Raw genomic sequence first — 13,278 nt, 5'->3', positions numbered from 1 at the left:
GTTATGGAACGGAAGGATAAAGTGTCTTCTCGTATACATTATATAAATTCCGGAACAGTGGTTCATCGTCGAAACGACGGGCATGCATCAGTCCTTCGTCAATCATTCGGCGGCGTAAATGCGGATCATCCAGTACCCGCTCAAGGGCTTGTGCCAGCTCGTCCGGATCGTTCGGGTCGACGTAAAGAGACCCCGGCCCTCCTGCTTCTTCCAGACATGAGCCTTTGGCCGCGATTACCGGAGTGCCGCAACATAGCGCCTCCAGAATGGGAATACCGAACCCTTCGAAAAAAGAAGGGTAAACAAATACCGTGGCCAGTCGATAAAATGCCGGTAATTCATGGGTGCTGATGCCGGTCAGTAACGTCACGCTGCTTTCCATCCGATGCGCTCTGATGTACTGCTCTACTTGCTGCGTGTATGCCGTCCGTTTTCCGATAGCCACCAATTTGACCGGCCGGCTGAGCCGTCGCAACGCGCGTACGGCGAGAAGCAGATTCTTGCGTTCTTCAATGCTTCCTACATATAAGATGAACTGCTGCGGCAACTTATACGTCTGCCGAACACTCCGGAGCAGTTCCTCCGATACGGGACGTTTAAAATCGTCGGCGCATCCTTGATAAACGACATCGATCTTATCCGACGGAATACCCCAATAGTCGATGATGTCTTTTTTCGTACAGTGACTGACGGCGATGATACGGTCGGCATTCCGACAGGCTTTTCGGAATTTATAACGATAAATCATCCGGTCGAAGAAACGGTAATAACGCGGATAACGCATGAAAATCAGGTCGTGGATGGTTACGATGCTTCGTGTGTGCTTCGCCAGACGAATATTCAGGGGAAGCTCGTTGCTGAGACCGTGAAACAGATCGATGCGTTCCTGAGCGATTGTCTTCGTTACTCCCCAAATGCGCCATAAGGATGGGCATCTTCTCCAGAAACCGGTGTGAGGATAGCACACATTCGTATGATCTGCGACTTGGCTTAAGAGATTGGTGCGCCGCGAGGCGGGAGTATAGAGGTAGTACCTGTTTTGCGGGCTGTACTTAGCCAGCAGGGAAATGATGAATCGGCTGTAATTTCCTAATCCGGTATTGTTTCGCGCAGCACGTTTGGCGTCGAAACCTATTTTGAAGGGGGATGACTGTTTCATAAAAAGAAAGCATAAAGGTTTTTATTCACCCGGTCGTCAGGCGATAGAAGTATCGGATATTTGAAAGAACAATGCATGTATAGTACGGGAATAGTGCGAACGGTTCAGAGGGGGATGGTAAAATTCATCGATCCTTCGGCTTGTCGATTAATGGTTTCGTATGATGATCTTGCTGCCGTTTTCGTAAACGGAGTATTTTTTTAATTGAGATTTACTGACTCCTTTGATGGGGATACCCGGAACGGTTGCAGCACTGATGTCATAAACGGTCTTGCATTTCGGACAGGTAGCCGTAGTGCGATCCTGATCGACGGAAATAAGAACTCCGCGGTCGTTTTCGTGCGGACAGGCCAGATCGAAAGCATAACATTCTCCATCCAGCGCGCGTACCGCCAATATCCCCCCATACCCGGTCGCTCTTATGGCGAAAGGTCTTTCCCGCATATCTTCGATTGTATAAGTTCGGTATCCGAGAATGTTTCCTCTGCGGATATTTTTGTCGCTGTGCTGGGTGTCTAACAATAAGTCTACCGGATAATTGAGTATGGGATGTTCTTCCGTACAAGCCAACCATCCGAACAGTACGAATAAGATCAGATAGATTCTTTTTCTCATGTCAGTAATGCCTTTTCTGCCCGGTCGACCTTCTCGAACTGAAAACCCTCGATTGTCTGTTGCATCAGCTGTTCGATCTTCTCATTGCAAAGATTCCCCATGCTCCCTTCGTGCGTATGACGGACGGTCTGATCGGTTGTAAATGTTCCGGCCTCAACATCCATACCTACTTTTTTATACGCATCCCGAAAAGGCACGCCGTCCATAACCAGGCGGTTTACTTCTTCAACGCTGAAAAGCAGAGAATATTTTGGATCGTCCAGGATATGTTCGTTGATTTTTATTTCGCGCATCATCAGGGTGACCATGCGCAGGCAATCATTTAATTCATCGAACGAGGGAAGAAAAAGCTCTTTGATGATTTGCAGATCGCGGAAATATCCCGAGGGCAGATTGTTACAGATGAGTGCGATTTGTTGGGGCATCCCCTGAAGCGTATTGCATTTGGCACGCGTCAGCTCGAACACGTCCGGGTTCTTTTTGTGAGGCATGATGCTGGAGCCGGTCGTGAACGAGTCGGGTAATTGGATGAATCCGAAGTTCTGACTGTTAAAGAGACAGGCATCCATCGCTAATTTCGAGAGAGTAGCCGCTATTCCCGCCATGGCATAAGCGACCGTCCGTTCCATTTTTCCCCGCCCCATTTGAGCGTAAACGACGTTATAATTCATCGAGTCGAACCCTAACAGCTCCGTCGTCATGGTGCGATTCAGCGGGAACGAAGAACCGTAGCCCGCCGCAGAACCTAACGGGTTGCGGTTGCATATCTTATATGCCGCCTGCATCAGCAGAAGATCGTCGGCCAAACTCTCGGCATAGGCTGCGAACCAAAGTCCGAAAGAAGAAGGCATCGCGATTTGCAGATGGGTATAGCCCGGCATCAGGATGTCTTTGTAGCGATTGCTCTGGTCGATCAACACCTCGAATAAATCGCCGGTCAGTCTGACCAATTCTCGGATTCGGGCGCGTGTAAACAGTTTCAGATCGAGCAATACCTGATCGTTGCGGGAGCGTCCGCTGTGGATTTTTTTTCCGATGTCGCCCAGCTTACGTGTGAGCATAAGCTCTACTTGTGAATGTACATCCTCCACACCTTCTTCAATCACGAAATTACCATGCTCGGCTTCGGCGTACATGTTTTTTAGCTCCGCATGCAGGCTTTGCAGCTCGTCTTTCGTCAGCAATCCGATCGATTCGAGCATGGTGATGTGCGCCATCGATCCGAGCATATCGTATGGAGCCAGATAAAGGTCCAGTTCACGATCTTTCCCGACCGTGAACCGTTCCACTTCCTTATCGACCTGTATATTTTTCTCCCAAAGTTTTCGGGACATAAGCGTTACGTGTTTTCGTTCGTTGACAGTTCATACGGCAGCGAAGCAATCACTTCCGATATCTTATCGACAGCCTCCTGCATCACCTTGGATACCATGGCTTTGATAAAAGGGTTCAACTCGGCGCGTACGGTCATCTTCATCTTCGTGTCTTTTTCCGCCACCTGCTTGAGTTGAATCCACATGGACAAAGGCACTGGAGACTGAACGGTTTCGAATTTGATCGTTTTGTTCGGTTCGCGGTCGACGATTTGGAACTCAACCTGACCTACCGGATCTATTTCGATGCAACAACGGTCGTTCGAGAAAGAGAAACGTTTGATTTTGTCTTCCGGAATCCGGGCTTTGACACGCTCCAGATTGGAGAGGTCCGATAACATCGAGAAGATGTGTTCGTCGTTATGCGGGATCGTTCTGATTCGACTGGTAAATTCTGTCATTCGTTTATGTCCATGATGTTAAGCATCCGGGTCCCAGTTCGCAGGATCCTTGCGCCATTCCTGAAGGATGGCTACCTCCGTTTCGTCGATGTAATTGATCTTAACAGCTTCTTCGATGACAGCGTCATAGTTCGAGAGTGTCGTCAGCGATACTTTGGCCTCCTTGAACTGCTGTTCGGCTATCGGGAAACCGTGTGTGAAGATCGCGACCATCCCGATGACCTGACATCCGAAATTGCGTATGGCATTCACGGCTTTCAGGCTGCTTCCGCCGGTAGATACGAGGTCTTCGACAACAATAACCTTCGAGCCCGGTTTCAATTCACCCTCAATCAAATTTTCCAGTCCGTGATCTTTCGGTGCCGAACGGATGTAAACGAATGGCAGGCCGAGGAGATCTGCCACTAAAGCTCCTTGGGCAATAGCCCCTGTGGCTACGCCGGCAATGGCATCGACCTCCTCGTATTTCTCAGAAATGATCCGTGCCAGTTCCAACTTGATGAAAGTACGTATAGCCGGATAGGAAAGTGTTTTCCTGTTGTCGCAATAAATAGGAGATTTCCAACCGGATGCCCATGTGAACGGATTGGCCGGCTGTAACTTTACGGCCTTGATCTTTAGTAATTTTTCTGCTACGATTCGTTCTAATGCTTTCATAATATAGTTATATCCAAATTTGAAAGGACAAAAGTAAAAAAAGAGAATGAATGTACATAATATTTATGAGGGAATTCTTTCGAACGAATTTCGGAACGATGTCGTCTAAACAGTCGCAGACCCTGTATTACCTCAGTCTTCAGTCCGTAAAGAAAAACTCTTTTTATTTGCATGCGGAGAAATAATACGATACATTTGCAATTTTAAGAACTTTAACAATTGTTGCGGGAAATGGAAATGAAAATAGTCGCTTCTTTGAGAAATATTATCTATTTTTGCCTCTTGATAAGCAAAATAAAACTAAACAGAATATAGAAATACAAATGATTTTAATTTTAAATAGAAAGAATCCATGAAACAATTTCTTGCACTTGCCGTTATTGCAATCGTCGCAGGCTTGTCCTGCATGTCCTGCAAAAGAAATCGGGATATTGTGCCCTCGTCCGAATATGCTCCTTATGTAAGTGCATATACAGGCGGGGTCATCTCGTCCGATGCGTCTATTTTTATCGAATTAACTGAAGAACAGCAAATCGTGGAGATAGGTGCCGAAGTAAAGGAGAAACTTTTTCGTTTCTCTCCGTCGCTGAAGGGAAAAACTTTTTGGGCTAACAACAAAATGCTTCAGTTTATCCCCGATTCCGGTGCGTTGAAACCCGGAGAACTCTACAATGCAACCTTTGCGCTGGGTAAAGTGATGAAGGTGGAGAGGAAACTGGAAGAATTTGAATTTTCGTTTCGCGTGGAAGAGCGAAGTTTTGTGATGGAATTTACGTCGCTTGATGTGGTGGAGTCGGCGATGAGTCAGGTTGCTGTTCAGGGAGAGATCCGTTTTAGCGAAGCTCCGCCCGCTACGATTGTACAAGACATGATAACGGCCATGAGGGAAAACGAGTCGTTCTCGGCTGTTGTGACCCCGACCGACAATCCGCGTACGTTCCATTTCGTTATTCCGAACATCGCCAAAAAAGAAGCCGAAACGACCCTCGAGGTTACGGTCGATGGAAAGGCTTTTAATTCCGATAAAAGGATCAAGCAGGAGATGGACATACCGGCCCTGACGCCCCCATTTGAATTGCTGTCGGCCAAAGTTATTGAAGCACCTGAACATGGCGTGTGTCTGACTTTTTCTTCACCGGTTTCCAATACGCAGGATTTGAACGGGTTGATTGCGCTGGAACCGATCTCTGCCTATACGTTTCAGGTGGAAGATAATAAAGTTAAAATCTTTTTCGAGCGAAAGAGTGAAAATACGTCTCTCTATATTAATGTTGATCAGGGATTAAAAAATGTATCTGACGAATCGTTATCCAGGTCTTCGTCTGTTACCCTGCAAATGAATTCACTGAGTCCACAAGTGGAATTTTTGTCGTCGGGAACGATTATGCCTGATTCTAAAGAGCTGGTTTTGCCGTTTAGGGCAGTTAATCTGTATGCCGTCGATCTGAAAGTGATCCGGATTTTTGAGAGCAACGTGCTGATGTTCTTACAGGATAATTCGTTATCTGCATCTTCTTCTTCGGAATTGAGACGTTCCGGCCGACTGATATATAAAAAGATGCTTCGTCTCGATAGTGATCCGACCAAGAATATACACGACTGGGATAACTATTTTATCGACCTCAGTGGAGTGATGAAACAGGAGCCGGGGGCTATTTACCGGGTAGAGCTTTCATTTAAGCAGGACTATTCGGCTTATCCGTGCGGAAACGAGCCGGCCGCACGTAATCTGCAAACATCGAATGCTTTGACACGTATTGAGGCCGGTGAGATGACGGAAGAGGACGAGGCCGTATGGGATCAACCCCAAACGTATTATTATGATAATTCGAACATGGACTGGGATATATACGAATGGGACGAACGGGATAACCCGTGCCATCCGAGTTATTATATGGTTTCGGAGCGTAAGGCAACGACGAATGTGATGGCTTCGAACATGGGGGTGATTGTGAAAGGCAACACGAACAATACGTTATGGGTCACTGTGTCAAATCTGTTGGATACAAAGCCGATGTCGAATGTTGAAGTAACAGCATATAACTTCCAGTTGCAACCGATAGGGAAGGCTCGGACAGACGGAGACGGATTTGCACTGATCAAGGCTAAAAACAAACCGTTTGTACTCGTTGCCTCGTCGGAAGATAAGCAGAAGACCTACCTGCGTCTCGTCGATGGCGAGGATAATCTGCTGAGTCGGTTCGATGTCGGCGGCAAGGAGATCAAAAAAGGTTTGAGAGGCTTTGTGTACGGTGAGCGTGGCGTGTGGCGTCCGGGAGATACATTACATCTTTCATTTATGTTGGAAGACCGTGAGAAGCGGATTCCGGTCAATCATCCGGTGTCGATAGAAGTGTATAATCCCCGTGGACAATTCTATCAAAAGCAAGTTTCTTCCAAAGGACTGAACGGATTGTACACATTTACGGTTCCGACTAAGGCCGATGATCCGACGGGGCTTTGGAATGCCTATGTGAAAGTGGGCGGTACGTCGTTTCATAAATCGTTACGTATCGAGACCGTGAAGCCCAATCGCTTGAAAATTAACTTGAAGATCCCCGGAAAACAGTTGAAGGCTTCGGCATCGCCGGTTCAGACAACTCTCGAATCGGCCTGGTTGACCGGTGCGGTGGCGCAGCATCTCAAGACCAAAGTGGAGTTGTTGTTATCTGAAACGACAACCCAGTTTAAAGGGTATGAAAAATACATCTTTCATAATCCGGCCGCAGACTTTACGTCGAGTACGATTGATCTATACTCCGGAGTGTTGGATGGAGAGGGGAAGTCAGTCTTCCGTATGTCGCTTCCGGCGGCCAAAAATGCACCGGGCATGTTGCGTGCCAACATCACCTGCCGGGTGTTTGAACCGGGAGGGGATGCGAGTATCTATACGCAGACGATTCCTTTCTCTCCTTTCGATTCATATGTGGGAATCCGTTTCGGAGAGAAGGACAAGACCGGTTTCCTCGAGACGGATGTTGACCATCAGTTCGAAGTTGTGACGCTCAGTCCGGACGGTCAACCGACAAATCGTTCCGGCCTGGAATATAAGATTTACAAGATCGGTTGGAGCTGGTGGTGGGAGCATGATGACGAATCGTTCGTGTCGTACCTGAATAACTCTTCGATTTCGCCCGTGGCATCGGGCACGCTGAGCACTTCGGGCGGTAAGGCGCGGATCGGCTTCCGGGTGGATTATCCGCAGTGGGGACGTTATCTGGTCTATGTCAAGGATCATGAAAGCGGTCATGCGACAGGCGGGGTTATTTATATCGACTGGCCTTCGTGGCGCGGACGTTCGAATAAATCGGATCCGAACGGGATTAAGATGTTAGCATTCTCGTTAGATAAATCTTCGTATGAGGCCGGCCAGAATGCGACGGTGATTATTCCTTCGTCGGCCGGAGGCAGAGCGCTGGTTTCTATTGAGAACGGATCGGAAGTCATAAGCCGCGAGTGGGTCGATATGGCTTCGTCCGGCGATACGAAATATACGTTTAAGATTACGGAACAGATGGCGCCGAACGTCTATGTGCATGTCAGTCTGTTGCAACCTCACGCGCAAACCGTCAATGATTTGCCTATCCGGATGTACGGAGTAGTACCGGTTTTCGTCACGAATAAAGGTTCCGAGCTTACACCGCAAATTACGATGCCCGACGTGTTACGTCCCGAGACGGAATTCACGGTGAAAGTGAAAGAAACATCGGGCAAAGCCATGACGTACACGCTGGCTGTGGTAGATGACGGATTACTTGACCTGACGAATTTCAAGACGCCTGACCCGTGGAATGTCTTTTATGCACGCGAAGCGTTGGGGATACGTACCTGGGACATGTATGACTTTGTGATGGGCGCCTACGCAGGGAAGTATGGTTCACTGTTCAGTATCGGAGGGGATGAAGATATGAAGCCTGCCAACTCGAAAGCTAATCGTTTCAAACCGGTCGTGAAATTTATCGGTCCGTTCGCGTTGAAAAAAGGGGAGGAACAGAGTCATAAGTTGAAGCTCCCGCCGTATATCGGATCGGTACGTGTGATGGTTGTTGCCGGGCAGGATGGCGCTTACGGCAAGGCGGAAAAGACCGTGCCGGTACGTACGCCGTTGATGATCTTGTCGTCATTGCCTCGTGTAGTCAGCACGGACGAAGAAATTTATTTGCCGGTCAATGTGTTTGCAATGGAGAATACGGTGAAGAACGTATCGATCAAGGTTGAGACGACAGGTAAGTTAAAAATCGCGAACGGAGGCAGCCAGTCCCTGACGTTTGCTGCTCCCGGCGATAAGATGGTATACTTTGCCCTGAAATCGGGCTCCTCGACGGGAATAGAACGAGTGACGGTTACCGCCACTGGCAATGGGCATACTTCGAAAGAGACGATTGAAATCGATGTCCGGAATCCTAATCCTCCGATTATCCGTACCGACAATAAACTGCTCAATGCAGGAGAGTCGGCTGATTTTACGTACACCTTAGACGGCGATTTCGACGGGAACTGGGTGAAATTAGAAGTTTCCCGTATTCCTTCGGTCGATATCAGTCGACGGTTCGATTATCTGTATGACTATCCGCATTATTGTTCCGAGCAGCTTACTTCAAGGGCTTTGCCTCTGTTGTTTATCGCTCAGTTTAAGGACATGGAGGAGAAAGAGACGGAATCCGTGAAAAAGAATGTGCGCGAAGCCATTTTGAATCTGTACGGTCGTCAACTGTCCAATGGTGGGATTACCTATTGGCCGGGCGATGGGTACGAGAACGAATGGGTGACATCATACGCCGGCAGTTTCCTGGTTTTGGCCAAAGAGAAAGGATATGACGTCAATTCGGGCGTGCTGAGTCGATGGAAAAACTACCAGCGGAGTGCCGCTCAGAACTGGCGGGCGAATGCACGGGGAAGTCGTCGATATGCATATTATCAGTCGGACTTTTCGCAGGCTTACCGTCTTTATACGCTGGCGTTGTCCGGCGCTCCCGAACTCGGGGCAATGAACCGGATGAAAGAGTTGAAAGACTTGTCGATGCAGGCGCGCTGGTGTCTGGCGGCAGCTTATGCCTTGTCCGGTAAGACGAAGGCGGCGAGCGAGCTTGTCTTTAACGCCTCGACGGAGGTAGCTCCCTATGCATTAAATAACTCGACGTTTGGCTCGTCCGAGCGGGATATGGCGATGATTCTTGAGGCCATGGTGCTGATGGGCAAGGAAAAGGAAACCTTCGAACAGGCACGGAAAGTATCGGCCAACCTTTCACGTGAACAATCGTTTACCACGCAGTCTACCGCTTATTCGTTGGTGGCTATGGGACGTCTGGCGGAGAAGGTGTCCGGTTCGTTGCAGTTCGATTGGACGTTGAACGGCAAGGCTCAATCCAAGGTGAATTCGGCCCGTGCCGTTTTCCAGAAAGACCTCCCGACACGTCCGACGAACGGTGCGGCAACTGTTAAAAACAATGGAAACGGGTTGCTGTACGTAAGTCTTGTCTCGAAGACGAAACCTCTCCGCGACTCGCTTCCGTCCATTGAGCAAAATTTGCGTATGACAGTCACGTATACCGATCTGAAAGGCACGCTGGTCGATGTGCAACGGCTGAAGCAGGGCACGGACTTTATGGCGGTGATTCGGGTGTCGAATATCAGTGGAATCAATGACTATACGGATGTTGCCCTGACACAACTTATTCCGTCCGGATGGGAAGTATACAACGAGCGCATGCTCAATCCGGACGATCCGGATACGGAAAAAGCGGCGTCCTACATTTACCGTGACATCAGAGATGATGGGGTAATGACGTATTTCGATCTGAAGATGGGTGAAACAAAAGTGTTTAAGGTGCGTTTGCAAGCGTCTTATGCCGGTACGTTCGTATTGCCTGCCGTACATTGCGGAGCGATGTACGATGCGGGAGCACAGGCGCGGACACGTGCCGGACGTGTCACGGTAGAACGATGATTAACCGGAGCATAAAAGATTCGTTATTTCGCAAAAGGGCTATCCGATACGGGATAGCTCTTTTGCTTGTTTGCTATTTATTCTGCCTTCCCCGTACCTTGTTTCATACTCCCTACGCCACCGTGGTGACTGATCGCCACGGCGAGTTGCTCGGTGCCCGGATCGCAGCCGACGGACAGTGGCGTTTTCCGGTGAGCGATACGATACCGGAGAAGTTCGCAAAGTGCCTGATTGCTTTTGAAGACCGTTATTATTACCGGCACTGGGGTGTTAACCCGCTGGCGACGGGGAGAGCGCTGGTGCAGAATATCAAGGCTCGACGAGTGGTGAGTGGGGGAAGCACGCTGACGATGCAAACGATTCGCCTCTCGCGTGGAGAACGCAGAACGATCGGAGAAAAGCTGATTGAGATGATACTGGCAACGCGTCTCGAATGTCGATACTCGAAAGCGAAAATCCTTGCCCTTTATGCTTCGCATGCCCCTTTCGGGGGAAATGTAGTGGGGCTTGATGCCGCATCGTGGCGTTATTTCGGACATTCTTCCGCACAACTCTCCTGGGCTGAGGCTGCAACACTGGCTGTGCTGCCTAATGCTCCTTCGATGATTCATCTGGCCAAAAATCGTTCGGCGCTGATCAAAAAGCGAAACAAGCTATTGGAACAACTCTATCGCCAAGGGGTGATTGACGAAATCGACTATGAACTGGCCTTGAGCGAAGCGCTTCCGCCGGAACCGTTGCCGTTGCCGCAGATAGCCCCGCATCTGGTAGCGTATGTTTATGGAAACCGTCAGGGGCAGCAGGTGACTTCAACGATCGACAAAGGGCTGCAGTTGCAGCTTGAAAGGCTATTGGCACGCTGGCATGCCGAATTCGTCCGGCACGATATCCGCAATATGGCCGCGATGGTGATCGATGTACGTACTAACCGGGTGTTGGCTTATTGCGGCAATGTGAACTTTCAAGACACGAAGTCCGGCAATCAGGTCGATGTGATCCGGTCGCCGCGCAGTACGGGAAGTATCCTCAAGCCTTTGCTGTATTATGCGGCCTTGCAGGACGGCGATATTCTTCCGCATACTTTGCTGCCCGATGTGCCGCTGAATGTAAACGGTTTTGCTCCGCAAAATTTCAACATGCAGTTCGATGGGGCTGTTCCGGCGTCCGAAGTCATTGCCCGGTCGCTAAATATCCCTTCGGTGATGCTGCTGCGCCGCTACGGCGTGCCCAAGTTTTACGATTTCCTGAAAAAAGCCGGGTTGACGACCTTGACCCGCCCGTCGTCGCATTACGGTCTTTCGCTTATTCTGGGCGGCGCCGAAGCTACCCTTTGGGATATCACTACGGTCTATGCTAATATGGCACGGGCATTGGAAGGAAAGGAGCGCACAGCCTGTCGCATGCTCTCCGACGGAGAAACAACGCCCTCCCTGCCCGAAGTCTTTCAGCCCGGAGCCGTATGGCAGACGTTCGATGCCATCAAAGAGGTGAACCGTCCGGAAGATATCGACTGGCGGACAATCCCCTCGATGCAGTCCGTCGCTTGGAAAACGGGTACGAGCTATGGCTTTCGCGATGCGTGGGCCGTCGGCGTGACGCCACGCTATGCCGTGGGCGTATGGGTAGGCAATGCTTCGGGTGAAGGTAAACCAGAGCTGGTCGGGGCGCGTACGGCCGGGCCGGTGATGTTCGATATTTTCAATATCCTGCCTTCGTCCGAATGGTTCGCTCGTCCCGAAGGCGTATTTGTGGAGGCCGAAGTGTGCCGCCTGTCGGGACATCTGAAAGGACGTTTTTGCGACGAAACGGAAACGATTCCGATTTGTCCGAACGGACAGCGAACCGTGGCGTGTCCTTACCATATCCGTGTAAATCTGAGTGCAGACAGGCGTTATCGCGTCTATGAGCATTGTCTGAATAACGGGACGACGATTCCGGAGAACTGGTTTGTTTTGCCACCTGCATGGGAATGGTATTACAGACGTCGTCATCCCGAATATAAGCCGCTTCCGCCTTTTTGGGCCGGATGCGGAGGCGACTCCGAGCAACCGATGCAATTTATCTATCCGCAAAGTTATCATACCCGAGTGACCTTACCGAAGCAGCTTGACGGAACTCCGGGCGTCGTTACGTTCGAGCTGGCACACAGTAACAGCGAGGCGACTGTTTTTTGGCATTTAGACGGAGAATACCTCACGGCCACCCGCGATTTTCATAAAGTCTCCGTCTCTCCTCAGCCCGGACAACATACGATGACCGTCGTCGATGAGCAGGGACATACCCTCTCCGCAACCATTCGGGTCGAAGAGTAAGATTCCAGTTTTTAACAGGGATTATACTGAATATGGCTGTTTTAGATAATTGACACTCTCCGCTCTAAGAGTGTTTCTGGTTTGGTCCTGTTTCATGGAAAAATGGTTTGAGGAGACAAAACCCCCTCCCAAATGAGTTATGTAGGTTGTCCTTATATTTTTATGGATGCCGATATAACCCCGGATTCCGCAATAGAAGAAATAAGAATGAATTTAATTCAGGCTTACAGCCCTTATAAACCCCGCAGAGGCGGTGAGTTATTGAATTGTTAAATTGTTGATATGTTGATATGTTGATATGTTGAGTTGTTGGCTGATTGCTGAATACTGACTGCTAACGATTATGTCTGGCTTTCAGCCCTTTCGGGTAATGGTTATGCGTGTTACACGCCGAATCATGTACCCGGCATAACAATTAACCATTGACAATTAACCATTAATTTGTCATTCAGAGCGAAGCGAAGAATCTCTTCCCTTTACCGGGGTGGGATTCCTCACTGTGTTCGGAATGACAAGAGGAGGCGTTCGGAATGACAAAGGGGGTTATTTGCGTCCATTCGCACCATTTGCGAAATTCGCGTTCGGATAACCACGCATAACAATTAACCATTGACAATTAACCATTAATTTGTCATTCAGAGCGAAGCGAAGAATCTCTTCCTTTTACCCCGCGAGATTCCTCACTATGTTCGGAATGACAAGAGGAGGTGTTCGGAATGACAAAGGGGATTATTTGCGTTGATTCGCGCCATTTGCGAAATTCGCGTTCGGATAACCACGCATAACAATTAACAATTGACAATTAACCATTAAT

The 13,278-nt window shown here is 49.2% G+C and carries 7 protein-coding genes; 2 read left to right on the top strand and 5 right to left on the bottom strand.

Going from position 1 to position 13,278, the window contains the following annotated elements:
• Position 1: 1 nt before the first annotated feature.
• The 5 genes from Tanf_RS05375 to pyrE all read right to left on the bottom strand — a co-directional run bounded on the left by Tanf_RS05375 (position 2) and on the right by pyrE (position 4,205).
• A complete protein-coding gene (locus Tanf_RS05375; RefSeq protein ID WP_046825174.1) occupies positions 2-1,159 on the bottom strand; it encodes a glycosyltransferase family 4 protein in 1,158 nt (385 codons plus the stop codon).
• Between the two features lie 147 nt (positions 1,160-1,306).
• Positions 1,307-1,774, bottom strand: coding sequence for a Rieske (2Fe-2S) protein (locus tag Tanf_RS05370; RefSeq protein ID WP_046825173.1), 468 nt, complete (start codon positions 1,772-1,774; stop codon positions 1,307-1,309).
• Positions 1,771-3,108 (bottom strand): argininosuccinate lyase, encoded by a 1,338-nt coding sequence (gene argH, locus Tanf_RS05365; RefSeq protein WP_046825172.1) that lies wholly within the window; start codon positions 3,106-3,108, stop codon positions 1,771-1,773. Before argH ends, Tanf_RS05370 begins: the two co-directional genes overlap by 4 nt.
• Before the next feature lie 5 nt (positions 3,109-3,113).
• Complete coding sequence (locus tag Tanf_RS05360) at positions 3,114-3,548, bottom strand: polyketide cyclase (RefSeq protein ID WP_046825171.1); 435 nt, start codon at positions 3,546-3,548, stop codon at positions 3,114-3,116.
• Positions 3,549-3,566: 18 nt separating this feature from the next.
• On the bottom strand, positions 3,567-4,205 hold the full coding sequence (gene pyrE / locus Tanf_RS05355; RefSeq protein ID WP_014223927.1) for an orotate phosphoribosyltransferase: 639 nt from the start codon (positions 4,203-4,205) through the stop codon (positions 3,567-3,569).
• A gap of 352 nt (positions 4,206-4,557) precedes the next feature.
• Here pyrE and Tanf_RS05350 point away from each other — a divergent pair, with 352 nt between their 5' ends.
• A complete protein-coding gene (locus Tanf_RS05350; protein WP_046825170.1) occupies positions 4,558-10,152 on the top strand; it encodes an alpha-2-macroglobulin family protein in 5,595 nt (1,864 codons plus the stop codon).
• Complete coding sequence (gene pbpC, locus Tanf_RS05345; protein ID WP_046825169.1) at positions 10,149-12,464, top strand: penicillin-binding protein 1C; 2,316 nt, start codon at positions 10,149-10,151, stop codon at positions 12,462-12,464. Before Tanf_RS05350 ends, pbpC begins: the two co-directional genes overlap by 4 nt.
• Positions 12,465-13,278 lie beyond the last annotated feature (814 nt).

Source organism: Tannerella forsythia (genome assembly GCF_001006485.1).
In the GTDB taxonomy this organism is placed as follows: Bacteria; Bacteroidota; Bacteroidia; order Bacteroidales; family Tannerellaceae; genus Tannerella; species Tannerella forsythia.
The sequence above is the reverse complement of the archived record's forward strand: the minus strand, read 5'-3'. Positions and strand labels throughout refer to the sequence as shown.

Bases quoted from the DNA above. Each gene is read 5' to 3' on its own strand.
- Tanf_RS05375 (WP_046825174.1), bottom strand. From the start codon at position 1,159: ATGAAACAGTCATCCCCCTTCAAAATAGGTTTCGACGCCAAACGTGCT.
- Tanf_RS05370 (WP_046825173.1), bottom strand. From the start codon at position 1,774: ATGAGAAAAAGAATCTATCTGATCTTATTCGTACTGTTCGGATGGTTG.
- argH (WP_046825172.1), bottom strand. From the start codon at position 3,108: ATGTCCCGAAAACTTTGGGAGAAAAATATACAGGTCGATAAGGAAGTG.
- Tanf_RS05360 (WP_046825171.1), bottom strand. From the start codon at position 3,548: ATGACAGAATTTACCAGTCGAATCAGAACGATCCCGCATAACGACGAA.
- pyrE (WP_014223927.1), bottom strand. From the start codon at position 4,205: ATGAAAGCATTAGAACGAATCGTAGCAGAAAAATTACTAAAGATCAAG.
- Tanf_RS05350 (WP_046825170.1), top strand. From the start codon at position 4,558: ATGAAACAATTTCTTGCACTTGCCGTTATTGCAATCGTCGCAGGCTTG.
- pbpC (WP_046825169.1), top strand. From the start codon at position 10,149: ATGATTAACCGGAGCATAAAAGATTCGTTATTTCGCAAAAGGGCTATC.